We start from the raw sequence: 22,977 nt of genomic DNA on the forward strand, positions 1-22,977 counted from the left end.
TTCCCTACGGTGAATAGCAAAAGAGAGCTAAGAAACCCTTGAAACAACCCGTGGCTTTGAAACGGCTTGGCCTTGCGTCTATTTGCCCAGCGCGGCGAAGTAGACCTTCTCGATGTCGGCGGCCATCACATCGGCGCCGAAGCGCGCCTTGAGGTCGGCGCCATCGGGCATCAGCTTGCGATAGGCGGCGGGGTCGGCCAGCGCCTGGCTCATCTTGTCGGCAAGCTCGACCGGGTCGGGCCGGATCAGGGCAGGGGAACCGGTGCCGAAGATCTCTGGAATGCCGCCGACCGCGGTTGCGATCATCGGCTTTCCCGCGGCAAGCGTTTCCAGGACGATATAGGGCATGGCCTCGGCGCGCGAGGGAACGATGACGAGCGCCGCCAGCGCAAAGGCTTCTCTGGCCGGCATCGGCGGCAGGAAGCGGACATGGCGCTCAATCCCGAGGCGTTTCACTTGAGCGTGGTAACGCGGCAGGTCGTCGCCGTCGCCGACCATGACAGCGGTCAGCGCGCGGTCGAACTGGGGGCCGGCGAGGGCCAGTGCATCGATAAAGATGTCCGGTCCCTTCAAATCGCGCATCATGCCGATATAAAGCAGATCGGCAGCATCGGGGTCGGTGATCACCGGCTCGAATTCAATGGCGCGCAGGCCGTTATAGACCAGGCTGTTGGGAATGGGCGGCTCGCCGACCTTCCTGCGATATGTTTGCCGTTCATAGTCGGAGACAAACAGCAGGCAATCGGTGAAGCGGGCCATGAAGCGCTCGAGCGCGAAGAACAGCCTTCCGGTGGTCGTGTTCTCGTCATAGTGGAGAGAGCCACCATGCGGCGAATAAAGGCGGGCTACGCGAGACCTTGATACCCGCAACAATGAGCCGAACAGACGGGCATAGGCGCCACCCTTGGCGCCGTGCCCGTGCAACACGTCCGGCCGCAATTCCTTGATGATCCTGTAGGTGCGCCAGGCCGAGGCAAGATCGCCCGGGCCGACATGGCGCTGCATCGGCGTGCGATGGATGCCAAGCGCCAGCATGTCCTTCATCTGCTCGAACAGATGTTCCTCGAATGCGCCGCCCGTCGTCGAATCGCAAACGATGCCGACGGAATGCCCGGCGGCGACCTGCGCCTCGGTCAGGTCGCGCACATGCCGGAAGATTCCTCCGACGGGTGAACGAAAGCAATGGACGATCCTGAGTGTGTCCGCCACTTGGTATCTGTCAGAACAGACGTTCGCGGACGTAGACGGTATCGCCCGGCAGCAGCGGGTCGGAGGTGACCACGCGGCCGGTCATCACCTTGCCGTTGATGTCGCGGGTGATGTCGACGCTTTCCTGATTGGCGCGCGGCGAGAACCCGCCGGCAATGGCGATTGCCTTCTGCACCGTGAGGCCGGGGACGTAAGAGTATTGGCCCGCGGCTCCGACTTCGCCCATGACGAAGATCGGCCGGTAGCGGTCGATCTCGACCGAAACGTCGGGATCGCGCAGGTAGCCTTGCCGCAATTTGTCGGCGATTGCCTTTTCCATCTGCTGCGCGGTGTGGCCGCGCGCCGGTATGGCGCCGACAAGCGGGAAGGAGAGGTAGCCGGATTGGTCGACGCTATAGGTGTTGGTCAGCCCGTCCTGCTCGAACACGGTGACGCGGACGCGGTCGCCGGCGCCAAGGCGATAGGGCTGATCGAGCACCTCATGGAAGGCCGCCGGCGTTGGCCGGTAACTGGAGCAGCCAGCAAGCATCGATACGGCAAGCAGAGCGCGAAACAGGGAAGCAGTGCTTTTCATGGCCGGACAGGTACCTTCGACTGGTCGCTGCAGCGTCGCAGCAAACTCTAAGATCGAGGTCCGTTATCATCCTGTTAGGGTTAATGGCCGGTAAAGGGAGCGGTCGACACGCGGCGCATCGGCAAGAGTTTTACGATTTTTGGCGGTTTTGTTTGTCGCTTGCCAGTAAACCCTAACGGAAACTTACCGCGATCTTAACGGCTGAGTTACCATAGTTGTTTACGGTGCGTGCTGACCCAGTATCGGAGTAGGGATGCATGTCCGTTCAGTCCGCGGCCGCAGATGTCGACGTCGATCTCAGGCAGCTCTTCGCCAGCCTGGCGAGGAATTGGCTGCGCATATTCGTCGTCGTCTTGTTGGTGACAGGGCTGGCGTTCGCCTTCGCCTCATTGGCAACCCGGCACTACAAGGCCGAGACGCAGGTGGAGATCGCTCCGCGTGAATCCGTCTATACGCGGCCGGCCAGCAACAACAACGACACCGACAAGCCAATTCTCGACGAACAAGGCGTCGCCACCCAGGTCCAGATAATTTCCTCCAACGAAATCCTCAAGCAGGTCGCGCAAAAGCTTGGTCTGGAGAAGCTGCCCGAGTTCAATGAAGCGCTCGACATGTCGGCGGTGAGCCGCGCTCTGGTTCTGGTCGGCTTGAAAAGCGACCCGATGGAAATTCCGACGGAAGAGCGCGTCCTCAAGAAAATGCACGAGAAGCTCAACGTCTATGGCGTCGAGAAGACCCGCATTATTGCCATCGAGTTCTCATCGGAAGATCCCAAGCTCGCGGCCGCCATACCTGACGCCATTGCCGCCGCCTATATAGCCGGGCAAGGGGCGGCCAAGCTCGAATCGAACAACGCCGCCGCCGACTTTCTGGCGCCGGAGATCGCCGACCTGTCGAAGCAGGTCAAGGATGCCGAGGCGAAGGTCGCCGCCTATCGCTCACAGTCCGATCTTCTGATGGGCGGCAACAATTCGGTGCTGGCCACCCAGCAGCTTTCGGAGCTGTCGAGCGAACTGTCGAAAGTGCGCGCTAACCGCGCCGCGGCCGAAGCGACAGCTGACGGTGTGCGCAGGGCGTTGCAGAATGGCGGTTCGCTGGACGCCGTGCCGGAGGTTCTGTCATCGGACCTGATCCAGCGCTTGCGCGAGCGACAGGTCGAATTGCGCTCCAACATCGCCGATCTGTCGACGACACTGCTAGGCAATCATCCGCGTATTCGCGCGCTGAAATCGCAACTGACCGATCTCGACGCGCAAATCCGCAGCGAGGCCCAGAAGATCATGAAGGGCCTGTTGATGCAGGCCGAGACGGCAAAAGCCCGTGAGAACCAGCTTGTCGCCGACGTCAACACGTTGAAGGCGGCGTCGGCGCAGGCCGGTGAACAGCAGGTCGATCTCGACGCGCTGCAGCGCGACGCGACCGCCAAACGGCAGCAACTCGAACTGTACCTGACCAACTACCGCGAAGCGGCTTCGCGCCAGGATCGCAACTATCTGCCGGTCGACGCCCGAATCGCCTCGAAAGCGTCGGTGCCTTCCGAGGCCTATTTCCCGAAGGTCGGGCCGATCGTGGGAGCGGCTTTCGCCGCATCGTTGCTGATCATGGCCATCGTGACTCTGCTGCGGGAGCTGTTTTCCGGCCGCGCGATGCGCCCGGCGAGCGGTTCCCGTTTCGAACGGATCGATGAGGTCGCGATGCCCCATGTCGCGCAAGCGCCTGATATGGTCCCTATGCCTGTAGTCCGCCCGGAGCCCCCCATCCTCAGGGAGCCCATCGTTCGCCAAGAGGTGCCGGAACATTCAGCTGAAGCAGATGCAGGGTCCTATGCTGCAGTGATGCCCTATCTGGCCGAGGCGCCCGACAGGGTCGCGATGCCCGATGCGGCGAAAACCGAGCAGACGGCTGTCGAGCCCGAACCGGTGCGTTCGACGCTGGGCGAGATCGACATCGAGAAGGCTGCCGAAAAGCTGATTGCCAGTGGTGCCGCGCGCGCCATATTCGTGTCGCCGGAGGGCGACGAGGCAGCCGCATCGGCGATCCTGGTGGCCCGCGAGGTCGCGGACGCAGGCTTGCGCGTGCTGTTGCTGGACCTCACCGCTTCGGGGGCCGCCTCACGGCCGATGCTGGACAGCGGGCTTTTCCCCGGCATCACCAACCTGCTCGCTTCGGAAGCGCAGTTCAGCGATGTCATCCACGCCGATCTCTACTCGGACTGTCACGTCATTCCTGTCGGCACCGCCGATCCGGTCCGCGCCATGCGCGCAGCCGACCGGCTGCCGATCATCATGCAGTCGCTGACAACAGCCTATGACCTGGTCGTCGTCGAGTGCGGGCCGGCCGACGCGCAAGGCATCAGCCGTCTGGCCGGCGATGCCACCGAGGTGTTCCTTTCCATGCTGGAGCCGGACGACGAAGTGACACAGGCCGCGGTCAAGCTGATCGAGAACGGCTATCCCGACCTGACGCTGGTGACGCCGCTCGGCCACGAACCGCCCGGCAATCCGGTGCCGGGACGGCGCACTGCCGCCGCCTGAGAGAGCCGCAGATCGCTTGGCCGAAGCGGTCAGAGGTCTGCCTGGTCGCTATCCCAGTTCCAGGGTCGTTACGCCGAACAGCCGCCGCAGCCCAAGCTTCGGAGCCAGGCCCTTGTACATGCGGGTGGTGGTGAAGGTCGGCGCAAAGCCGGCCGCATCGAGCGCTGCAATGAAGTCCAGTTTGGTGGCTGGAACGTCGATGTGCAGGTCGCCGCCCTCGCAGGCACCAGCCAGCCCATCCAGCAATTGCAGGGCGATTGCCATGTCGTCGGCAAACAGCGGGCCGATCTTGAAGCCGGAGCGGCACGGCCGCGCCACGGCGTAGCCGGTGGTGCCGTGCGAACTGATCGCCGCCAGCCCGTGATGCGGTGCCTGCAGCCATCGTTGCAGGAAGGCCCGCCGCGGCGCGGGAAAGCAAAGCGTGTCATAGGCGATGATGTCGGGCACGAGCTCAGTCGTCACCGTCCTCAGTCCGTCGGCCCTGACCGCCGGTCCTGCCTTGCGCCCACTATAGCGGATGGTCTCGTAGGCAGGGCTGAAGCCCTTGCGCCGGTAATTCGCCTGCTGCTCGGCGACGCCATCGAGGCCGATGGTGCGGCCGGTAAGTCTCGTCATTCCAGCGTTCCACACCGCCTTGCCGTAGCCCTTGCCGCGTCTGTCCGGCCGGCAGATGTAGAGGCCAATGAAACCGAACTCGCTTCCATAGGCCACTGCCGAGATCGCGGCGACCATTTCGTTGCCGACAAAGGCGCCGATGAAGCCTTCAGGGTCCGCAGCCTGGAACATCGCCGCGTCTTCAAGACCGGGGTTCCAGCCTTCCGCGGCCGCCCAGTCGACGAGAACCGCCAGCTCCTGTAGCGACAGTGTGCGGATGGAAGGCATCATGGCCTTAACTATCGTCTTCGGCGGGCGCTGCCTGTCCGGCTGCCTTGCGACGCAGCATCTTGGTCAGCTTCCAGATCGTCGGGCTGTTCTTGATGAAGGCTTTCAGCCGCGCGCCTTGCCTAAGCGTCAGCCCTAGTGCGCGACCCTTCAGGGTCAGTGGTATCAGCACCTCGAAATGCTGGGTTTCGATATCGCACCACAGCCGTTTGTAGGGCTCGTCGCCGACGGAGAAATCATAGACCTCGAAGCCGGTCTCGCAGGCTTCCTGGATGTTGTCGAAGAACAGGAAATCGCCGGGGCTGGTGTGGCCGAGATCATCCTCCGCAATGGCTCCGAATTCGCAGATCAGGCGCTTGCCCGAGCGGCTCGACCCGGTGATGGCACGCAGCTTGCCGGCAACCTCGAGCCCGTGCAGCACGAAGGGCGGTTTGTCCTCGGCAAGCGCTTGCGAAAACAGCGCGCGGAAGAAGCCGCGCACCTGCCCGTCGCCGAAGACGTTGGCGATACCCATCTTGCGGAAGCGGAGTTCCTTCATCTCGAAAAAGGCGTCGAGCAGCCTGGTCACCTCGTCGGCCGTGCGTGCCTCGATGCGCCGATGGCTGCCGACGGCCTCGAACTTCCGGATCTGCGAACGATGCTTCTTGCGCTTGCGTTTGCCGCTGGCGCGAGAAAGCAGCGCATCGAAGCCGCCGGCAAGGTCGACGGCCAGCGACAGATTGGGGCTGGCAAAATGGTCAAGCGAGGCGAGGGGATTGGCGACGCCATCGAGATCGGGCAGCAACCGTTCAAGAGCGATGAGATCGATGTCGCGACGTGCCTTGGCGATGGCCGTCAGCATCGATCGGACGGCCGCGACATCCGCCCTGGCCAGCCAGTGCGGATCCGCAGCGACGAAGTTGCCATTGGCGTGGCGGCCACCCATGAAGCGGGCGACCCGGAACGGACCGCTGGCGCTGACCTCCAGGGCCAGCGAAAAAACCGGCTTGCCTTCGACAGTCAGCGTCGCGACGAGCAGATCCGGTTCAACCTGAGCCGCCCAGTTCAGGATCCAGGCAGCACTCTGCGGTGGTGCAAACAGGGCCGAGCGGCAGAACTCGGCATAGGCCGCCAGTCCATCCGCGGACACCACTGAAATCGACAGGCCGGTATGCTCCCGTGGCAAGGCGCGCGACGACGCCTCGGTCGCCGCAAGCCGATTGCCGTCAAATGACGCTGTAGCGTCAACCATACCTCAATCCTTAGGGCGTATTGATCGCGATTTGGGGGTTCGCGTAGGCGCATTCCGTGCTTGGATCAGCCTAGGCGCAAAAGGTGAATGAATGATCGACGGCGGGGAGGCAATCCGGAAACTGGCGCTGAACGTCGCCCGCTATACCGGTCTCGCACCGCTGGCCAAACCGTTCATCGGCGGCATTGGCGCCATATTGATGCTGCACCGCGTCACCGCGACTCCGGAACGGCCCGACAGCGTCAACCGGCATCTCAACATTGCGCCCGGGTTCCTCGATGCCATGATCGCCGACATGAAGGCGCATGGTTATGCCTTTGTTTCCATGGACGAAGCCGTTGAGCGCATCAAGGCAGGCGGCAAGGGCGGCGAGTTTGCCACCATCACCGCCGACGACGCCTATCGCGACAACATGACCGAGGCGTTGCCGGTGCTGGAGAAGCACGGCGCGCCAATCACCATCTATGTCGCGCCCGGGCTGATCAACGGCACCGCCGATCTGTGGTGGGACGTGGTCGAGGATGTCGTCAAGGCGCGCGACAGCCTTACTCTGACGCGACCGAATGGTCCCCTGACGATCGATTGCTCGACACCTCCGAAGAAACTGCAGGCCAATGCACGCCTGCACGCCTATCTCACCTCCGAAGTCCGCGAGGAGGACCTGCAGGCGGTGTTGCGCGATCTGGCTCGCTCGAATGGCGTCGACGCCGATGGCCCGCGCCTGCGGACACTGATGAACTGGGACGAAATCCGCCGCATCGCCGCGCATCCGCTGGTGACAATCGGCGCCCATACGATCAACCACAGCAATCTGAAGCGGCTTTCCGAAGCCGATGCCCGGCACGAGATCGGCGCCGTGCGCGGCATGTTGCAGGCCGAATTGGGCGAAAAGCCCAGCCATTTCGCCTACCCCTATGGCTATGCCAGCGCTGTCGGCTGCCGCGAGGTCGGCTTAGCCCGCGAGGCCGGCTATACCTCCGCCGTGACGACGCGCCATGGTGTGCTGCGCGCCGAACATGCCGGGTTCCTGCACGCCTTGCCGCGCATTTCAGTCAACGGCCGCTACCAGAGCCTCGCCCACATCCGCACCATGCTGTCGGGCGTGACGACGCCGCTCGCCAATGCCGGCAAGATGGTCGTTACCATCTGACGGTGGCGGATTCCGCTTAGCGTTTGGCCCGCGGCTCCAGCATCAGCCATTTGATGATACCCATCGCCGGCAGCACCCAGAGCAGGCCGCTCAGCAGGAAGAACAGGAAATGCACCCATGGACCCGACTCCGAGAGTTGGGCGACCGCGAAGATCGATGCGACCAGAGCATAAATGATGACCAGCGCCACCAGCAGAAACATTCCGATCAGCTTTTTCAGGCGCACGGGCATGGTTGGTCTCCTGGTCGAGGATGCCGGTAAATCGGACGAGCGGCCCGGCAGGCTCAGGGTGTTGGCTTCGCATAGGCCTTGGCGCGAAGCTGTGCAACCGGCGAGACGCGGCGCGACGGCGTGCCGCGCCGCATGGCCTTGCCAGCACGGGTGCGATGGTCCACCAATCCGCCAAACCAACCTGCCGGGACAAGATCATGGCTGCCATATCAGCTGCCGCGCCATACGTCGCCCGCGACCGCGACCTGCACAACCGGGCGCTGCTGCGCGGCTGGCTCTATGTGGTGCTTCTGGTGCTGTTTGCACTGGTTCTGGTCGGCGGCGCCACCAGGCTCACCGATTCCGGCCTGTCGATCACTGAGTGGAAGCCGATCCACGGCGTGATCCCGCCGCTCAACGACGCCGAGTGGCAAGAGGAATTCCAGCTCTACCAGCAGATCCCGCAATATGCCGAGCTCAACAAGGACATGAGCATCGAGGCGTTCAAGTCGATCTTCTGGTGGGAATGGGCGCACCGCATCCTGGCGCGCAGCGTCGGCCTGGTCTTTGCCTTGCCGCTGCTGTTTTTCTGGGCGACGCGCCGCATCGAGCGCGGCCTGGGCCCGAAACTTGTAGGCATTCTCCTGCTCGGCGGCCTGCAGGGCGCCATCGGCTGGTGGATGGTGGCCTCAGGGCTGGTCGACCGCGTCTCCGTCAGCCAATACCGGCTGGCGACGCATCTGACGCTTGCCGCGCTGATCTTCACCGCGACCATGGTGGTCGCGCGTGGGCTGGCGCCACATTCCGAGCCTGCCGCCGATCGGTCGACGCAGAGGCTGGCCGGTTTTCTAGTGCTGCTGGCGCTGATCCAGATCTATCTCGGCGGCCTGGTCGCCGGGCTTGATGCCGGCCTCAGCTACAACACCTGGCCGCTGATGGATGGCAAGATCATTCCGGGCGATCTGCTGATCCTCGAGCCGGCATGGCGCAACTTCTTCGAGAGCCCGAAGACGGTGCAGTTCATCCATCGGCTCGGCGCCTACACGGTGTTCATCGTGGCCTTGTGGCACATGATCGCCACGCGCCGGCGGCTGCCAGGCTCAACGCATGCGCGTCGCGCGACGCTGCTGTTTTTGGCTGTGCTGGTGCAGGCCTCGATCGGCATCGGCACGCTGCTGATGCATGTGCCGCTACATATGGCGCTGACCCACCAGGGATTTGCGCTCATCGTGTTGGGCTTTGCATCAGCGCATTGGCGCGGCACCAAGGGCGCCTATCCCTTGCCTCACGAAATCGCGCTCAGGGGGTGATCCCGAGCCGACCGGCCAGTCACATCCAGAATTCGTTGGACGGCGTCGTCTTCTCGCCGTCGAATTCCGCCTGACGCAACGCCGCGGCGGATGGCGTGGATTGGCCCTGATCAGCCTTGGCTGCCTTGTCGGCGGCCTTGAGCGCATCAAGCTTGGCCTGGGCCACAGCGATATCCTGCTGCACCTGGGTGGCCTGGACCTGATCCTTGATCGCCTTGGCCTGGTCTTCCAGATCCTGGATCTGCTTTTCGAGCGCGGCCTCCTGCGCTGCATTGCTCGACGAACTGGACGAGGAATACTGGGTCGCCTGTGACGAACCCGAAATCGCGCTGACCATGACTAATCCCGAAGTGGAGCCGAGACCAATCAGTAGCCCATCGTGGTGAACAGGCGGTTACCGCACCGTTGCCTGTGCGATCAGAAGCTTGCCCGCACCGCCCGGATCGCCTCGGCGATCGACAATTCGCGATTCTCCTCGACCGCATTGTCATCCTCATGATGCCAGGACGCCGACAGGCACCCATAGGCGATGGCATGATCAAGGATGGTTGGCGGTGTCTGGCCCAGTGTTCTGGCAAAGATCTCGGCCATATGCGCTGTTCGCTCCGGATCGAGGCAAAGCTCATCCCGGTCGAGCGGGTTGTAGAACATGTTCGCGGCGTCGAAGCCGGGGTCGCCGAGAACGCCCTTCGGATCGATGGCCAGCCAGCCGCGCGGTCCATGCAGGATGTTTTCGTGATGCAGGTCACCATGCAGAGGCCTGATATCGTGCGGATTGGCCAGCAGTCGATCCGCGATGACGGCGGCCTCGACATAAAGGCTGTCATGACCCGCGTCGCGGTCTGTTGCGGCCTTCTTGAACAGGCTTGAAAACCGTTCCCTCTGCGGCTGAAGTTCGGCCGGGAAGGGGTCTTTCCCAGGTGAAAACAGTTTCGCCATCACCTCGGCCGCGATTTCAGTGGCGGCGTGGTCGCCCTGTTCGTCGAGAATCTGCTCCAGCAGGGCTTCACCGGCATATTCGAGCAGCATGCTGTGGCCGTCGCGGCCGAGCAGGCGCACCGCGCCTTCGCCGCGCCGCCAGGCGAGGTAATGCTCTCCGCGCAACTCGTCGGCGACATCATCGAAAGGCTTGAGTGCCTTGACGATCGCCGGCGAGCCGTCTTCGCGCAAAACCTTCCAGATGCGGCTCGAAAAGGTCTCGGCAATGAGTTCGGGCGCGCTGACTTTCCAGCGCGCCGGAAAGGCTAGCATGTCCATCAGAGGCCGAGCATCAGGTCCATGTTCTGGACAGCGGCACCCGAGGCACCTTTGCCGAGATTGTCATAGACCGCCAGCAGCAGGGCCTGCGCCCGTTTGTCGTTGGCAAAGACATAAACCTTCATCCGGTTGGTGCCGTTGTAGATCTCCGGATCGATCTCCGGCATGCGCTCCGAATGCGCATAGGGCGCCACCTCGACCACGCCGCCCTTGATGGCGGCGAAATGGTCGGCAATCGCCGCATGCAGTTCCGCACCCGTCGGCACATGGTCGAGGCCGCCAAGCTGCAGCGGCACCACGGTGATCATGCCTTGCGCGAAATTACCGACCGCCGGCTGCATGATCGGATCGTGCGACAGCCTGGCATAGGCCCTCAGTTCCGGCACGTGCTTGTGCTGCAGGGTGAGGCCGTAGGGCAGGAATTCCGAGGCGTCCTCGCCCTTGGCGACATAGTCCTCGATCATCGGCCGTCCACCGCCCGAATAGCCCGAAATGCCGTTGACGGTGATCGGGAAATCGGCCGGCAGCAGGCCGGCGGTGACCAGCGGCCGCAGCGTGGCGATCGGTCCCTGCGGCCAGCAGCCGGGGTTGGCAACGCGTTTTGCCGAGGCAATTGTCTTCGCCTGCGTCTTGTCCATCTCGGCGAAGCCATATGCCCAGCCTTCCGCCACGCGATGCGCGGTCGACGCATCGATGACCTTGGTGGTGTCGTTGGCGATCAGCGAGACGCTTTCCTTCGCCGCATCGTCGGGCAGGCACAGGATCGCGACATCAGCGGCATTGAGGAACTCGGCGCGCGCAGCCGTTTCCTTGCGGCGCTCGGCAGGAACCGAGATGATCTCCAGGTCACCGCGCTCGGCGAGCAGTGCGCGGATCTGCAGGCCGGTGGTGCCGTGTTCGCCGTCGATGAAGATTTTCGGTTTCATGGATTGATCAAATTCCCTGATATTTCAAGACTATATGCCCTGACCGTGATTCACCGCGGCGCCATTGTGGTTGCCGTTGTTCAGCTCTTCAAGCCGGGCCTTTCGCTCCGCCAGCAGGCCGAGATATTGCATGGCCACCATCGAGCCGGCGATCGCCGTTATATCGGCGTGATCATAGGCCGGCGCAACCTCTACGACATCGGCGCCGACAATATCGATCTGGTTGAGCTGACGCAGCGTCGACAGGATCTTCGCCGAGGACGGTCCGCCTGCAACCGGCGTGCCGGTTCCCGGCGCATAGGCCGGGTCGAGGCAGTCGATGTCAAAGGTGAGATAGGTCTTCTTGCCGCCGGTGCGGTCGACGATGGCGTAAGCGATATCGGACGCCCGCATCTCCTCGATTTCATGGCCGTAGAGGATCTTGATGCCGAACGTGTCGGGCGCATGCGTGCGGATGCCGATCTGGATCGAGCGGTCGGGATCGATGATGCCTTCCTTGACGGCGCGGCCGACGAAGGATCCGTGGTCGATGCGCTTGCCGTCGTCCGGCCAAGTATCCTGATGCGCATCGAACTGCACCAGTGCGAGCGGACCGTGGATGGCGGCATGTGCCTTGAGCAGCGGCCAGGTGACGAAATGGTCGCCGCCGAGCGTCAGCAGGAAGGCGCCGGATTTCAGGATCTTCGCCGCTTCGCGCTCGATCGTGCCGGGCGTTTTCTGGTGGTTGCCCGAATCGAGCAGGCAGTCGCCATAGTCGACGACCGCGAGATGCTCGAACAGATCGCGTGAAAACGGATACTGAGGGTCGTTGTCGAGGATCGCCGAGGCGCGACGGATCGCCTGCGGCCCGAAACGGGCGCCAGGCCGGTTGGTGACGGCGGCATCGAAGGGAACGCCCCACACCACAGCGTCCGCGCCCTTCACGTCCTTGGTGTATTTGCGCCGCATGAACGACAGCGCGCCGGCATAGGTCGGCTCGAACGCGGCGCCCGTTTTGGAACGGGCGGTGAAGGCGTGGTCGATGTTGTTGTTCGCCATTACGGATCCTCGTTTTTCATCGGGGTGCAACCACTACAGAACCGGCACGGAAGATGCCAGTCACAGCTTGGGGAGACGAAACGGCGCCGCCCGAGTGCCACGGCAAGACAGGATTTGTATCATCATGACGCAGACCGCGTTTCTTAATCCTCCCCGCGCCGCGGTGTCGACCCACAGCGGTACGATCGCCGGCGAACGCTTCCTGGTCCTCGATTCGTGGCGCGGCATCTGCGCGCTTCTGGTGGCGCTGTTTCACTTCCCGAATGGTTCGGCGATTTCGCAAAGCGCCTTCATCGGTTCGTCCTACCTCTTCGTCGATTTCTTCTTCGTTCTTTCCGGCTTCGTCATCGCCAGCAGCTACGGCAATCGGCTGAATCAGCCGGAAGAGGTCGCCCGTTTCGCCCTGGTCCGTTTCGGCCGCATCTACCCGCTGCATCTGCTCATGCTCGCCGCCTTTGCCGGCTTCGAATTGCTGCGGCTGATGCTGCCGCAACTGCATGGAACCGGGGCTGCTCCCTTCACCGGCGGTTTCGACCTCAACAGCCTGCTTGCCAATCTTCTTCTGCTCCAGGGTGTCGGCTTCGAGGATCAATTGACCTGGAATGCGCCAAGCTGGAGCATTTCGGCCGAGTTCTTCGCCTATCTGCTGTTTGCCGGCGTGGTCTTGGTCGCCGGCGCGCGCGCCTGGATATGGTTCGTTGCCGCCGCCGTCACCGCGCCGCTGTTCCTGCTCGGCTTCTCGACCCATCATATGGATGTGTCCTTCGATTTCGGCTTCATCCGCTGCCTGTACGGCTTCTCGCTCGGCGCCCTGCTTACGTGGTTTCAGCATGATTCCATTGCAGGGGCACGACGGGCCCTCGCCAGGGGCGGCCCGCGGATGGACTGGACCCTTGCCGAGATCGTCATGGTGGCGGTCATCGTGCTTTTCGTCTCGCTGGCGGGCGACAATGATTTCGGCATCGCGGCACCCCTGGTGTTCGCGCTGGCGCTGTTTCTGTTCGCCCATGAGGGCGGCTGGATCAGCGCCTTGCTGAGGGCGCCATTCATGCTGACCCTCGGCGCGCTGTCCTACTCGATCTACATGGTCCACATTTTCGTCCAGGCGCGCCTGATCAACGTTGCCGGCATCGTCGAGCGCAAGCTTGGCCTCGGCCTGATCGGCGACTTCATGCTGCGCGGCCAGCCTGCCACCGGCTTCGGCGCCGGCTGGATGGGAGCGGTGGCGATCGTCGTCATGCTCGCCGCCACCATTGCCGCCTCGTGGATCACCTGGCGTTTCGTCGAAATGCCGGCAATGGCGTGGTTCCGCCGGCTCTCGAAACGCATCTGACGCTTTCCGCTAGCCGGCTTCGTTCACCTAGATGTCACGGGCATCGCCTATCCGGGTTTCGATCCGGCAAGGAGCGATTCTCGATGCGGACCATCTGGCTGAGCCTTCTGCTTTCCGCGACCCTTGTGGCCGTCTCCGGCCAGGCCTTGGCCGGAGAAACCCGCGCCAGACAGATCCTCGACCGCTTCGAGCATGCCAATCAATGGCGCGACCACGTCATGGTGGCCGCGCATCGCGCCGGCAGCATGCAGGCCGGCAAGACGCTTTATGCGGAAAATTCGATTGCCGCCGTCGAAGGCTCGATCGCCATGGGCGCCGAAATCGTCGAGGTCGACATCCGGCGCTCGAAGGACGGTGAGTTCGTCGTCATGCATGACAGCTGGCTCGACCGCACCACGACCTGCAAGGGCGAGGTGGTCAAGTACACGCTGGCCGAACTCAAGACATGCCGGCTGGTGGTGGAGGGCACCGGCGCCATCACCAATGAGACGGTTTCGACGCTGCGCGAGATGCTGCTGGCAACCAGGGACAGGATCCTCATCAACCTCGACAACAAGCTCGACGTCGGCGATCTCCCAGGCATGATCGCGATCGCTCGCGATCTCGGCATGGCTGAACAGGTCATCGTCAAGGAGAACCTGTGGAATTCACGCCGGATTTCCACGGTCAAGGCCGCCATGGATGCGATCGGCGGTGGCTTCCAGTTCATGCCGATTATTGCCGACGACGCGGTGCATGATGCCGGTTTCGCCGAGACGGTCGACCACGCCTTCTCACCGCGCGCGATCGAGCTGATCAACTGGCGGGCAGGCGCCGAGACGCTGACCGAGACCGGCGGACCGCTGTTCAGCACGCGCATGCGCGCGGCCGCGGTGAGGGGCAACTGGCACATCTGGGCCAACACCTACGCCATCGCTGGCAAGCCGGGCGGCTTCCTTGCCGGCGGCCGTGGCGACGAACTGGCGGTGCAGGCCAGCCTGCCGCGCGAAAGCTGGGGCTTCTGGGCCGATCGCGGCGCCACCATCATCCAGACCGACGAGCCGAAGGCGGCCATCGACTGGCTGACAACGAATGGTTTTCGCGTGCCATATTCCGACGAGGCGCGGCCGGCTGAGCCGGCGAATACGGCGAGTATCAACTAAGCGGCGGCTGCAGTAGCCAATCTCCCCCCTCGTGGGGGAGATGCCCGGCAGGGCAGAGGGGGGGCGCTGTCCCGCCAGCCTGTCGGTCAATTTGGGTCAGTTGAGAGATTGCGCTGAAGTCGATTGTCGGCGTGGTCTTGAGAGGAGGTTAGCGATCCTTCGCGCCCCCCTCTGGCCTGCCGGCCATCTCCCCACGAGGGGGGAGATTGGTTAGCTTCAAGCCGCCAGCGCCACGCCGTCCAGTTCGTTGAGCGTATCCTGTGGCAATTCCAGTTCGGCAGCAGCGAGGTTCTCCCGCAAATGCCCGACCGACGATGTGCCGGGGATCAGCAGGATATTGGGCGCGCGGCGCAGCAGCCAGGCGAGCGCGACCTGCATCGGGGTGGCGCCGAGGCGCGCCGCGACGTCCGACAGGGTGGAGGATTGCAGTGGATTGAAGCCGCCGAGCGGGAAGAACGGCACATAGGCGATGCCGTCGCGGGCAAGATCGTCGATCAGGGCATCGTCGCCGCGATGCGCCAGATTGTACTGGTTCTGCACGCAGACGATCTCGGCGATGCGGCGTCCTTGCGCGATCTGCGCCGAGGTCACGTTGCTCAGCCCGATGTGCCTGACCAGACCCTGTTGTTGAAGCTCGGCCAGCACGGCGAGCGGCGCTTCGATCGATCCCTCGGCTGGACCATGGGTATCGAACATGATGCGCAAATTGACCACATCGAGCACCTCAAGCCCGAGATTGCTCAGATTGTCGTGCACCGCCTGGGTCAGCGCTCCGGGAGAGAAGGCCGGCAGCCATGATCCATCCGCGCCGCGCCGGGCACCGATCTTGGTGACGATGACGAGATCGTCCTTGTAAGGCGCCAGCGCCTCGCGGATCAGCCGGTTGGTGACGTGCGGACCGTAGAAGTCGCTGGTATCGATGTGGTCGACCCCTTGCGCAACCGCCTCGCGCAGCACGGCCAATGCAGCGTCATGGTCCTTGGGCGGCCCGAACACGCCGGGTCCGGCGAGCTGCATGGCACCGTAGCCGAGCCGCTTTACGGTGTGGCTGCCAAGGGTGAAGGTGCCGGATTGTTGGATGTTGGACATGATTGATCTCCGTTGAGGAGACAGAGATAGGCGCTGCTCAACCTCGTGATAATCAGGTACAATCCACACAGGCTGTGCGGAATGGCGAACAATGATGGACCTCAGTGACCTGAACGCTTTCGTGGCGGTGGCGCGCGCCGGCGGTTTTCGCGATGGCGCGCGTGCCAGCGGCGGCAGCGCCTCCGGCTTGAGCGAGGCGGTGCGTCGCCTTGAGACACAGCTCGGTGTCAGGCTGTTCAACCGCACGACGCGCAGCGTTGTCCCGACCGAGGCGGGCCTCAGCCTGCTGGAGCGGCTCGGCCCGGCGCTGTCGGAGGTGGAGGCGGCGCTGGACGTGGTGAACGGCTTTCGCGACAGGCCGGCGGGCTCGTTGCGTCTCAATGTGCCGGTCAGCGCCGCACGGCTGATATTGCCCGACATCGTGCCGGGTTTCCTCGCCGCGTATCCCGGTATCCGGCTGGAGGTGATCGCCGATGAGAATTTTGTCGACGTGCTGGCGGCCGGGTGCGACGCCGGCATCCGCTATGACGAGCGGCTGGAACAGGACATGATCGCGGTGCCGATCGGGCCGCGTGTGCAGCATTTCGCCACCGCCGCCAGCCCTGCCTATCTTGCTCGCCATGGACGGCCGCAACACCCGAGCGACCTGCTTGGCCATTCTTGCGTGCGCGGACGCTTTGCCAGCGGCGCGATGCTGCCTTGGGAATTCGAGCGCGACGGCGAGGTGGTGCGGGTCGATCCGACGGGGCCGTTGATCGTGCGGATCGGCGGGGCGACCGATCTTGCCGTCGACGCGGCCATTGCCGGCACCGGCATCATCGGCCTCTTCGAGGGCTGGCTTCGCCCTTACTTCGACAGCGGCGCGCTTGAGCCCATTCTCGAACCGTGGTGGCCGAGTTTTCCCGGGCCGTTTCTCTATTACCCCGGCCGGCGCCTGGTGCCGGCCCCGCTGCGGGCGTTCATCGACTATATCAAGGGCGGCAAGGCCTGACCTGTTTTATGCCGGCGCCATCACCCCACCCGGCGCTACGCGCCGACCTCCCCATCGAGGGGAGGTAGGGCGCCGCGCTTTTCTTCTACCTCCCCTTGATGGGGAGGTCGCGCCGCAGGCGCGGGTGGGGTGACTGCCGAGCCGTAAACAACAAGCCCCAAGCAAAAGGCCGCCCGGAGGCGGCCTTTTCGATCTTGGTAGGTTCTCGGCGTAGCGCTTCGAGAACTGGCCCCAAGCGCTTCTTAGCGCTTGGAAAACTGGAACGAACGACGGGCCTTCGCCTTGCCGTACTTCTTGCGCTCGACGACGCGGCTGTCGCGGGTCAGGAAGCCACCCTTCTTGAGCACGGCGCGCAGCGTCGGCTCGTAGTAGGTCAGCGCCTTGGAGATGCCGTGACGCACGGCGCCCGCCTGGCCGGAAAGACCGCCACCGACAACGGTCGCGACGATGTCGTACTGGCCGGCGCGGTTGGAGGCGATGATCGGCTGGTTGAGGATCATCTGCAGGACCGGACGCGCGAAATAGGTCGCGAATTCCTTGTCGTTGACGATGATCTTGCCGGAACCCGGCTTCACCCAGACGCGCGCAATGGCGTTCTTGCGCTTGCCGGTGGCATAGGCGCGGCCCGACTTGTCGAGCTTCTGGACGTGGACGGGGGCTGCCGGCTGCGTGTTGGTGTTGCCGGTGGCGGTGCCCAATTCTGCGAGCGAGGAAAGCTCAGCCATCTTATGCGACCTTCTTGTTCTTGGAATTCAGCTTGGCCACGTCGAGGATCTCGGGCTGCTGGGCGACATGCGGATGCTCAGTGCCTGCATAGACGCGCAGGTTCTTCATCTGGCGACGACCGAGCGGGCCACGCGGGACCATGCGCTCAACGGCCTTCTCGACGACACGCTCGGGGAAACGACCCTCGAGCAGCTGGCGCGCGGTGCGCTCCTTGATGCCGCCGGGGTGGCCGGTGTGCCAGTAATAGACCTTGTCGGTGAACTTCTTGCCGGTGAACACCACCTTGTCGGCATTGATGACGATGACGTTGTCGCCGTCGTCGACATGCGGGGTGAAGGTCGGCTTGTGCTTGCCGCGAAGATGATTGGCGATGACAGTGGCCAGACGACCAACGACGAGACCCTCGGCGTCGATCAGGATCCACTTCTTCACCACATCCGCAGGCTTCTGCGAAAAGGTTGTCATGTTTTCTGCTCTCGGTTCTGACCTTCATAGGGAGAAGGCGTTTCTTGTTGCTTGGATTGGCGAAAAGCACTTGCCCGCCGCCAATAACAAAACGGCGGCCTTTGCGGGCCGCTGCTTCGTGAGGGGCTTATAGGCGAGGGTGGTTTTGGCGTCAAGACGCACGAGTAGGCTGATACCAGGTAAAGTCAATTGAAAACAATGCTTTAGGTAAAAGGTATTATTTTACCACACTAATCCGCGACCGTTTGCCTGGGGCAGCCTCAGTGCTTGGCCTCGATTTCCCTGCGTGCGGCGCTGGAAAGGAACGCTGATCGCGTAATGCCGCGCTCGCGGGCGGCGGCGTCGATCGCCCGCAAAACACCACGCTCGAAAGTGACGTTCGCCCTGACGACGGCACTGTCATTATCGATGAGCGGCACGGAGACCAGATAGCCACCTTCGGCAAGTGCGTTGCGTATGTCGGGGAGGGCGACGATCGCTTCGTGGCTGGACGGTTCGGGAACGGGCATGTCCTCCGCCCACAATTGCAAGGCCTCAACAGCGTTGGGTACTATGTCTTCCGCTGCGTCCGCAGCCGAAAAGCATCCTGGAATGTCCGGAAAGCGGATACCGAACGCGCTGTCGGGGTCTTTGTCGACTAAGGCGAAATAATTCTTCACTACGGCCTCCAAAACCCGCGTCAGCCTATTTGATCCAACCAGCTTGCTTGGCGATCGCGCGAGCAGTGCCGGTTGGCAGATCCTTCTCGGGATGCGGAACAATCAACACAACCTCGCCCTTACGGAATTTATGGTGTGAGCCGCGCACGGAAATCAACTCGAACCCATCCTCCTTGAGGCGCTTTACAATCTTGCGGCTGTCACGTTCGAGCAAAAGTCACCTATGCGCATATATATACACATCGAACGAAAGTTCAATCATCAAGACCGCTTTGGCGGGATCGAATAGGTGCCGGTGGCGTGCGCCACCGTGTGTCCGTCCGAGCCGGCGACGATGTCGATGTCGAACACCATAAGGCTCTTCCCCAGCTTCAGGATGCGGCAGTGGCCGTCGATCGGCCCGGCCTCGGCCTTGCGGACGAAATTGATGTTGAGATTGGTGGTGACCGACAGCGCATCCGGCCCGGCATGTGACAGCACGCAGACATAACCGCCGATGTCGGCCAGCGTGAACAGCGACGGGCCGGATACGGTTCCACCGGGGCGCAGGTGCCGTTCACCGGCATTGAGCCGCACGGTGCAGCCACCAGGGAACACCTCGATCGCCTCGAAATATTTGAACTGCTTATTGAGCTGCGGATAGACGGTTTCCATCAGTGCATTCACTTGTTGCGCGGTCAGCACCGGCTTCAAATTGGTCTGGGCGGGCATGTCGGTCTCTCGTTTTGTGCGTACCTGTATGGGCGCGGCGCGGCATTTCTGGCAACCTTCGTCCCTTGGTGCAAGCAATCGGTGTTGGACGAAATCCGATCCGGTATTAGATACTCTGGTAGCCCCGAGCGGAATCGCGGAGACCTTATCCATGGCCGAAATCCTTGCCATCAAGCCGGCCGCCGTTGAAGGTCCGGTTGTTGCACAACTGGACAAGGGCGTGCTGCGCCTGACGCTCGCCAGTCCGCCCGCCAACGCCCTGTCGCTGGCGGTGATGGCGGCGCTGACGGCGGAACTCGAGCGCGCCAGGGCCGACAAGGCCGTTCGCGTCATCGTGCTGTCGGCAGCCGGCAAAGTGTTTTGCGCAGGCCATGATCTCAAGGAAATGACCGCGCGGCGCGCCGATGTCGATCATGGCAAGGCCTTCTTCGCAGAGACGTTTGCGGCTTGTGCGACGCTGATGCAGGCGATCGTGCGCCATCCCTTGCCCGTAATCGCCGAAGTCGACGGCCTTGCCACCGCCGCCGGGCTGCAACTGGTCGCCAGCTGCGATCTGGCGATCGCATCGCATGAGGCGACCTTCTGCACGCCGGGCGTCAACATCGGCCTGTTCTGCTCGACTCCGATGGTGGCGCTGTCGCGCAATGTCTCGCGCAAGCATGCGATGGAGATGCTGCTGACCGGCGAGACGATCGATGCGGCGACTGCCAAGGAATTCGGCCTGGTCAACCGCGTCGTGCCGCGCGAGTATCTGAATCAGATTGTCACCAAATACGCGCAAACCATTGCTTCCAAATCATCTTTGGTGATCAAGACCGGCAAGGAGACCTTTTACGCGCAGGCCGAAATGGGGCTGGCCGATGCCTATTCTTATGCCGGCCGGATCATGGTCGAGAACATGCTGGCGCGCGACGCCGAGGAAGGCATCGGCGCCTTCATTGGCAAGCGCAAGCCGGAGTGGACGGACGAGTAAGGGAGAAACGTCATGGAACCACGCATCTCCATCATCACCATCGCCACCGACGATCTCGACCGCGCGGTGCGCTTCTACGAGGCGATGGGCCTGAGGCGTCATGCCGGCATCACCGACGGTGTCGCCTTCTTCCAGATGGGTGGCGTCATCCTGGGCCTGTTCCCGCGCACCAGCGCAGAAGAGGATTCCGGCATCGCCTTCGCCGGGGCGCCATCGGCCGTCTACCTCGCCTACAACACCCGTTCCGACGCCGAAGTCGACGAGGTGCTCGCCATGGCGGAAAAAGCCGGCGGCCGCATAGTCAAGCCGGCCGGCCGCGCCTTCTGGGGTGGCTGGTACGGCTATTTCGCGGACGCGGACGGGCACGTCTGGGAAGTGGCGCACAATCCGGCCTTTCCGATCGCGAAAGACGGCACGATTTCGCTGCCCGATTGATGGCCCATCGCAAGCAGCTGACGCGGCTCAAGGCTCCCTATCTCAAGCGCATCCTGCTCGATCCCGCGCGGGTCGAGGATTGGGAAAAATACCCCTGGAACCTGCCGCTGTTTCGCGGCCACGAGTTCGAGCTCGAATTCACCACGCCGATCACCATCATCGTCGGCGAGAACGGCACCGGCAAATCGACGCTGCTCGAGGCGATCGGCGCGCTTGCCGGCTACGACGAAGCCGGCGGCGGCAAGGGCTACCGGCCGGTCGATCATTCCGGCGCCATCGACAAGAGTGGCGCAGCACTGGCGAACACATTCCGTGGCCACTGGCTGCCGAAAGTCACCGCCGGCTGGTTCTTTCGCGCCGAATCCTTCTACTCCGTGGCTCGCTATCTCGATCAGGCGGCGCTGGAAGATCCCTTCAGGCCACCGCCGCCGGATTTCCTGTCCTGGTCGCATGGCGAGGGTTTTATCCGCTTTTTCGAGGAGCGCTGCCGCAGGCAAGGCATCTACATCCTCGACGAACCGGAAAGCGCGCTCTCCCCCTCGCGCCAGATCGAGCTGCTCAAGATGCTGCGGCGCATGGACCAGTCGGGCACCGCGCAAGTGATCATGGCGACGCATTCGCCGCTGCTGATGGCTTGTCCCGGCGCGCGGTTGTTCCGCATCAGCCGCTTCGGGCTCGACCCGACCGATTTCAGCGATACCGATCATTTTCGCATGATGCGCGACTTCTGCACCGATCCGCAGGCCTTTATGGAGGAAGCGCTGCGGGAGGATGACGCGTGAGCGCCGGCGACGATGATCTCAACTGGCAAATCGAACAGGCATGCCGCGAAGGCTGGCCGGCGGCGACCGAGACGGTCGTTGATGGCTGGCTGCCGCGGCGATCGGGCGGACGGATCCGCCGCACCAATTCGGCCAATCCCTTGCGCGGCAGGCGTGGCGCGCCTGATGCGGTCATCGACGCCGCCGAGGCCTTCTACATCGGCCACGGCCAGACGCCCTTGTTTCGGGTTCCCGACATCGCCGGCGAGCTCGAAGCCGCACTCGACCATCGCGGCTACCAGCCGGAAGGCGGAACGATCCATCTCCATGCCGGGATCGGCGACCTGGCTGAAGTCCGCGACGAGCAGGTCACCGTTTCGCCGATGCCGGGCGAGGACTGGCTCACGGCGCGGTTCCGCATGGGGGCCTTTGACGACGCCGAGCGCCGCATCTTTCGCGAGATGACCGGACTGGTCCTCGGCGACCGGGCGTTCGTGTCCTATGAACGCGACAGCGAAATTGCCGCCTTGGCCTATGGTGTCATCCGCAATGGCCTGCTTGTGGTGGAATCGGTTGAAACGGATGGCCGTTTCAGGCAGCAAGGCCTGGGCCGCAAGACCGTCGGCGGCCTGATCGACTGGGCGCGGCGGGCAGGGGCGTCGGCGGCATGCTTGCAGGTGGTGGCCGACAACATGCCGGCTGGCGCACTCTACGCCTCGCTCGGGTTCAGCCGTGAACTTTACCGATACCACTACCGCAGGAAGCCGCATGAACCACGATAGTTACGACAACTCCTACATCGCCGGCATCCTCAATTCGGTGAAGACCGTCGCCATGGTCGGCGCATCCGCCAACGATGTGCGACCGAGCTATTTCGTGCTGAAATATCTGCTGGCCAAGGGCTTTTCGGTGTTTCCAATCAATCCTGGTCAGGCCGGCAAGGAGATCCTCGGCCGAATGACCTATGCCAGATTGGCCGATATTCCGGAGCCGATCGACATGGTCGACATTTTTCGCGCGCCGGCGGCTGTGCCTGGCATCGTCGACGAGGCGTTGCGGCTCGATCCCTTGCCGAAAGTCATCTGGATGCAGCTTGGCGTGCGCCATGACGAGGCTGCTGCGCGCGCCGAGGCTGCCGGCATCAAGGTGGTGATGAACCGCTGCCCCAAGATCGAATATGGCAAGCTGTCCGGCGAGATCGGCTGGACCGGCGTCAATTCCGGCGTGCTGTCGTCGAAGAAGCCGCTGATGCGCCCCGGATTCCAGAGTTTCGGCGTCCGCCAGAAATAGGCGAGGGGCAAAAGCGCAAAATTATTCCGGCAAACGCCGTATTTTCCTACTGCTTGATAGAAGATCCTGCACGGAAGGGT

26 protein-coding genes are annotated in these 22,977 nt (G+C 63.2%); 11 read left to right on the forward strand and 15 right to left on the reverse strand.

Annotation, left to right across the window (positions count from 1 at the left end):
• Window positions 1-78: 78 nt before the first annotated feature.
• Window positions 79-1,209 carry a glycosyltransferase family 4 protein gene (locus tag ACFOJ9_RS13145; RefSeq protein WP_378979265.1) on the reverse strand — a complete coding sequence of 377 codons (1,131 nt, stop codon included), beginning with the start codon at window positions 1,207-1,209 and terminating at the stop codon, window positions 79-81.
• A gap of 10 nt (window positions 1,210-1,219) precedes the next feature.
• Window positions 1,220-1,783 carry a polysaccharide biosynthesis/export family protein gene (locus ACFOJ9_RS13150; RefSeq protein ID WP_109669803.1) on the reverse strand — a complete coding sequence of 188 codons (564 nt, stop codon included), beginning with the start codon at window positions 1,781-1,783 and terminating at the stop codon, window positions 1,220-1,222.
• A gap of 257 nt (window positions 1,784-2,040) precedes the next feature.
• Between ACFOJ9_RS13150 and ACFOJ9_RS13155 the strand changes: the two genes are divergently transcribed.
• On the forward strand, window positions 2,041-4,317 hold the full coding sequence (locus ACFOJ9_RS13155; protein WP_378979266.1) for a GumC family protein: 2,277 nt from the start codon (window positions 2,041-2,043) through the stop codon (window positions 4,315-4,317).
• Between the two features lie 48 nt (window positions 4,318-4,365).
• Here the strand turns inward: ACFOJ9_RS13155 and ACFOJ9_RS13160 are convergent, their stop codons facing one another.
• Both ACFOJ9_RS13160 and ACFOJ9_RS13165 read right to left on the reverse strand, forming a co-directional pair.
• On the reverse strand, window positions 4,366-5,202 hold the full coding sequence (locus ACFOJ9_RS13160; protein ID WP_378979267.1) for a GNAT family N-acetyltransferase: 837 nt from the start codon (window positions 5,200-5,202) through the stop codon (window positions 4,366-4,368).
• Window positions 5,203-5,206: 4 nt separating this feature from the next.
• Window positions 5,207-6,430: a GNAT family N-acetyltransferase gene (locus ACFOJ9_RS13165; protein ID WP_378979268.1), complete on the reverse strand. Its 1,224-nt coding sequence runs from the start codon at window positions 6,428-6,430 to the stop codon at window positions 5,207-5,209.
• A gap of 91 nt (window positions 6,431-6,521) precedes the next feature.
• Here ACFOJ9_RS13165 and ACFOJ9_RS13170 point away from each other — a divergent pair, with 91 nt between their 5' ends.
• A complete protein-coding gene (locus ACFOJ9_RS13170) occupies window positions 6,522-7,580 on the forward strand; it encodes a polysaccharide deacetylase family protein (protein WP_378979269.1) in 1,059 nt (352 codons plus the stop codon).
• Between the two features lie 16 nt (window positions 7,581-7,596).
• Here ACFOJ9_RS13170 and ACFOJ9_RS13175 read toward each other — a convergent pair whose 3' ends face one another.
• The gene (locus tag ACFOJ9_RS13175; protein WP_378979270.1) at window positions 7,597-7,812 is read right to left on the reverse strand and encodes a DUF2842 domain-containing protein; all 216 of its coding nucleotides are present in this window, start codon (window positions 7,810-7,812) and stop codon (window positions 7,597-7,599) included.
• A gap of 197 nt (window positions 7,813-8,009) precedes the next feature.
• Here ACFOJ9_RS13175 and ACFOJ9_RS13180 point away from each other — a divergent pair, with 197 nt between their 5' ends.
• Window positions 8,010-9,101 (forward strand): COX15/CtaA family protein, encoded by a 1,092-nt coding sequence (locus tag ACFOJ9_RS13180; RefSeq protein WP_378979271.1) that lies wholly within the window; start codon window positions 8,010-8,012, stop codon window positions 9,099-9,101.
• A gap of 19 nt (window positions 9,102-9,120) precedes the next feature.
• On the opposite strand, the gene ACFOJ9_RS13185 is transcribed toward ACFOJ9_RS13180, so the two are convergent.
• From ACFOJ9_RS13185 to speB, 4 genes are all read right to left on the reverse strand, one after another.
• Complete coding sequence (locus ACFOJ9_RS13185; RefSeq protein WP_378979272.1) at window positions 9,121-9,438, reverse strand: hypothetical protein; 318 nt, start codon at window positions 9,436-9,438, stop codon at window positions 9,121-9,123.
• An 80-nt stretch (window positions 9,439-9,518) separates the two neighbouring features.
• The gene (locus ACFOJ9_RS13190; RefSeq protein WP_378979273.1) at window positions 9,519-10,358 is read right to left on the reverse strand and encodes an aminoglycoside phosphotransferase family protein; all 840 of its coding nucleotides are present in this window, start codon (window positions 10,356-10,358) and stop codon (window positions 9,519-9,521) included.
• Window positions 10,358-11,284, reverse strand: coding sequence for an N-acetyl-gamma-glutamyl-phosphate reductase (gene argC / locus ACFOJ9_RS13195; RefSeq protein WP_136618096.1), 927 nt, complete (start codon window positions 11,282-11,284; stop codon window positions 10,358-10,360). Before argC ends, ACFOJ9_RS13190 begins: the two co-directional genes overlap by 1 nt.
• A gap of 30 nt (window positions 11,285-11,314) precedes the next feature.
• Window positions 11,315-12,322, reverse strand: a complete 1,008-nt coding sequence (speB, locus tag ACFOJ9_RS13200) for an agmatinase (RefSeq protein WP_378979274.1) — start codon at window positions 12,320-12,322, stop codon at window positions 11,315-11,317.
• A gap of 124 nt (window positions 12,323-12,446) precedes the next feature.
• Here speB and ACFOJ9_RS13205 point away from each other — a divergent pair, with 124 nt between their 5' ends.
• Entirely contained in the window at window positions 12,447-13,655 is a 1,209-nt protein-coding gene (locus ACFOJ9_RS13205) for an acyltransferase family protein (protein WP_378979275.1), read from the forward strand.
• A gap of 83 nt (window positions 13,656-13,738) precedes the next feature.
• Window positions 13,739-14,797, forward strand: a complete 1,059-nt coding sequence (locus ACFOJ9_RS13210) for a glycerophosphodiester phosphodiesterase family protein (protein ID WP_378979276.1) — start codon at window positions 13,739-13,741, stop codon at window positions 14,795-14,797.
• A 216-nt stretch (window positions 14,798-15,013) separates the two neighbouring features.
• On the opposite strand, the gene ACFOJ9_RS13215 is transcribed toward ACFOJ9_RS13210, so the two are convergent.
• Window positions 15,014-15,886: an aldo/keto reductase family oxidoreductase gene (locus ACFOJ9_RS13215; RefSeq protein ID WP_378979277.1), complete on the reverse strand. Its 873-nt coding sequence runs from the start codon at window positions 15,884-15,886 to the stop codon at window positions 15,014-15,016.
• Window positions 15,887-15,977: 91 nt separating this feature from the next.
• On the opposite strand from ACFOJ9_RS13215, the gene ACFOJ9_RS13220 reads away from it, so the two are divergent.
• On the forward strand, window positions 15,978-16,877 hold the full coding sequence (locus ACFOJ9_RS13220; protein WP_378979278.1) for a LysR substrate-binding domain-containing protein: 900 nt from the start codon (window positions 15,978-15,980) through the stop codon (window positions 16,875-16,877).
• Window positions 16,878-17,119: 242 nt separating this feature from the next.
• Here the strand turns inward: ACFOJ9_RS13220 and rpsI are convergent, their stop codons facing one another.
• The 5 genes from rpsI to ACFOJ9_RS13245 form a co-directional block, all read right to left on the reverse strand.
• Window positions 17,120-17,602, reverse strand: a complete 483-nt coding sequence (gene rpsI / locus ACFOJ9_RS13225) for a 30S ribosomal protein S9 (protein WP_142868034.1) — start codon at window positions 17,600-17,602, stop codon at window positions 17,120-17,122.
• 1 nt (window position 17,603) lies between these two features.
• Entirely contained in the window at window positions 17,604-18,068 is a 465-nt protein-coding gene (rplM, locus tag ACFOJ9_RS13230; RefSeq protein WP_378979279.1) for a 50S ribosomal protein L13, read from the reverse strand.
• Between the two features lie 260 nt (window positions 18,069-18,328).
• A complete protein-coding gene (locus ACFOJ9_RS13235) occupies window positions 18,329-18,727 on the reverse strand; it encodes a type II toxin-antitoxin system HicB family antitoxin (protein ID WP_224686660.1) in 399 nt (132 codons plus the stop codon).
• A 25-nt stretch (window positions 18,728-18,752) separates the two neighbouring features.
• Entirely contained in the window at window positions 18,753-18,941 is a 189-nt protein-coding gene (locus ACFOJ9_RS13240; RefSeq protein WP_378979280.1) for a type II toxin-antitoxin system HicA family toxin, read from the reverse strand.
• 47 nt (window positions 18,942-18,988) lie between these two features.
• The gene (locus ACFOJ9_RS13245; RefSeq protein ID WP_378979281.1) at window positions 18,989-19,438 is read right to left on the reverse strand and encodes a PaaI family thioesterase; all 450 of its coding nucleotides are present in this window, start codon (window positions 19,436-19,438) and stop codon (window positions 18,989-18,991) included.
• A 151-nt stretch (window positions 19,439-19,589) separates the two neighbouring features.
• On the opposite strand from ACFOJ9_RS13245, the gene ACFOJ9_RS13250 reads away from it, so the two are divergent.
• Genes ACFOJ9_RS13250 through ACFOJ9_RS13270 form a run of 5 tightly spaced genes read left to right on the forward strand, consistent with a single transcriptional unit; the run spans window position 19,590 to window position 22,897 of the window.
• Window positions 19,590-20,411, forward strand: coding sequence for an enoyl-CoA hydratase (locus ACFOJ9_RS13250; protein ID WP_378979282.1), 822 nt, complete (start codon window positions 19,590-19,592; stop codon window positions 20,409-20,411).
• 12 nt (window positions 20,412-20,423) lie between these two features.
• Entirely contained in the window at window positions 20,424-20,846 is a 423-nt protein-coding gene (locus ACFOJ9_RS13255; protein WP_378979283.1) for a VOC family protein, read from the forward strand.
• Window positions 20,846-21,628: an AAA family ATPase gene (locus tag ACFOJ9_RS13260; protein ID WP_378979284.1), complete on the forward strand. Its 783-nt coding sequence runs from the start codon at window positions 20,846-20,848 to the stop codon at window positions 21,626-21,628. Before ACFOJ9_RS13255 ends, ACFOJ9_RS13260 begins: the two co-directional genes overlap by 1 nt.
• Window positions 21,625-22,389, forward strand: a complete 765-nt coding sequence (locus tag ACFOJ9_RS13265; protein WP_378979285.1) for a GNAT family N-acetyltransferase — start codon at window positions 21,625-21,627, stop codon at window positions 22,387-22,389. The genes ACFOJ9_RS13260 and ACFOJ9_RS13265 overlap by 4 nt, the downstream gene beginning before the upstream one ends.
• A complete protein-coding gene (locus ACFOJ9_RS13270) occupies window positions 22,376-22,897 on the forward strand; it encodes a CoA-binding protein (protein WP_378979286.1) in 522 nt (173 codons plus the stop codon). Before ACFOJ9_RS13265 ends, ACFOJ9_RS13270 begins: the two co-directional genes overlap by 14 nt.
• Window positions 22,898-22,977: the final 80 nt, after the last annotated feature.

The organism is Mesorhizobium cantuariense, assembly GCF_042647205.1.
Lineage (GTDB): Bacteria > Pseudomonadota > Alphaproteobacteria > Rhizobiales > Rhizobiaceae > Mesorhizobium > Mesorhizobium cantuariense.

Coding starts and splice junctions, on each gene's coding strand:
- ACFOJ9_RS13215 (WP_378979277.1), bottom strand. CDS start 15,886: ATGTCCAACATCCAACAATCCGGCACCTTCACCCTTGGCAGCCACACC.
- ACFOJ9_RS13245 (WP_378979281.1), bottom strand. CDS start 19,438: ATGCCCGCCCAGACCAATTTGAAGCCGGTGCTGACCGCGCAACAAGTG.
- ACFOJ9_RS13220 (WP_378979278.1), top strand. CDS start 15,978: ATGATGGACCTCAGTGACCTGAACGCTTTCGTGGCGGTGGCGCGCGCC.
- ACFOJ9_RS13270 (WP_378979286.1), top strand. CDS start 22,376: ATGAACCACGATAGTTACGACAACTCCTACATCGCCGGCATCCTCAAT.
- ACFOJ9_RS13210 (WP_378979276.1), top strand. CDS start 13,739: ATGCGGACCATCTGGCTGAGCCTTCTGCTTTCCGCGACCCTTGTGGCC.
- ACFOJ9_RS13255 (WP_378979283.1), top strand. CDS start 20,424: ATGGAACCACGCATCTCCATCATCACCATCGCCACCGACGATCTCGAC.
- ACFOJ9_RS13185 (WP_378979272.1), bottom strand. CDS start 9,438: ATGGTCAGCGCGATTTCGGGTTCGTCACAGGCGACCCAGTATTCCTCG.
- rplM (WP_378979279.1), bottom strand. CDS start 18,068: ATGACAACCTTTTCGCAGAAGCCTGCGGATGTGGTGAAGAAGTGGATC.
- ACFOJ9_RS13250 (WP_378979282.1), top strand. CDS start 19,590: ATGGCCGAAATCCTTGCCATCAAGCCGGCCGCCGTTGAAGGTCCGGTT.
- ACFOJ9_RS13190 (WP_378979273.1), bottom strand. CDS start 10,358: ATGGACATGCTAGCCTTTCCGGCGCGCTGGAAAGTCAGCGCGCCCGAA.
- ACFOJ9_RS13155 (WP_378979266.1), top strand. CDS start 2,041: ATGTCCGTTCAGTCCGCGGCCGCAGATGTCGACGTCGATCTCAGGCAG.
- ACFOJ9_RS13205 (WP_378979275.1), top strand. CDS start 12,447: ATGACGCAGACCGCGTTTCTTAATCCTCCCCGCGCCGCGGTGTCGACC.
- ACFOJ9_RS13170 (WP_378979269.1), top strand. CDS start 6,522: ATGATCGACGGCGGGGAGGCAATCCGGAAACTGGCGCTGAACGTCGCC.
- ACFOJ9_RS13150 (WP_109669803.1), bottom strand. CDS start 1,783: ATGAAAAGCACTGCTTCCCTGTTTCGCGCTCTGCTTGCCGTATCGATG.
- ACFOJ9_RS13260 (WP_378979284.1), top strand. CDS start 20,846: ATGGCCCATCGCAAGCAGCTGACGCGGCTCAAGGCTCCCTATCTCAAG.
- rpsI (WP_142868034.1), bottom strand. CDS start 17,602: ATGGCTGAGCTTTCCTCGCTCGCAGAATTGGGCACCGCCACCGGCAAC.
- ACFOJ9_RS13160 (WP_378979267.1), bottom strand. CDS start 5,202: ATGATGCCTTCCATCCGCACACTGTCGCTACAGGAGCTGGCGGTTCTC.
- speB (WP_378979274.1), bottom strand. CDS start 12,322: ATGGCGAACAACAACATCGACCACGCCTTCACCGCCCGTTCCAAAACG.
- ACFOJ9_RS13175 (WP_378979270.1), bottom strand. CDS start 7,812: ATGCCCGTGCGCCTGAAAAAGCTGATCGGAATGTTTCTGCTGGTGGCG.
- argC (WP_136618096.1), bottom strand. CDS start 11,284: ATGAAACCGAAAATCTTCATCGACGGCGAACACGGCACCACCGGCCTG.
- ACFOJ9_RS13180 (WP_378979271.1), top strand. CDS start 8,010: ATGGCTGCCATATCAGCTGCCGCGCCATACGTCGCCCGCGACCGCGAC.
- ACFOJ9_RS13165 (WP_378979268.1), bottom strand. CDS start 6,430: ATGGTTGACGCTACAGCGTCATTTGACGGCAATCGGCTTGCGGCGACC.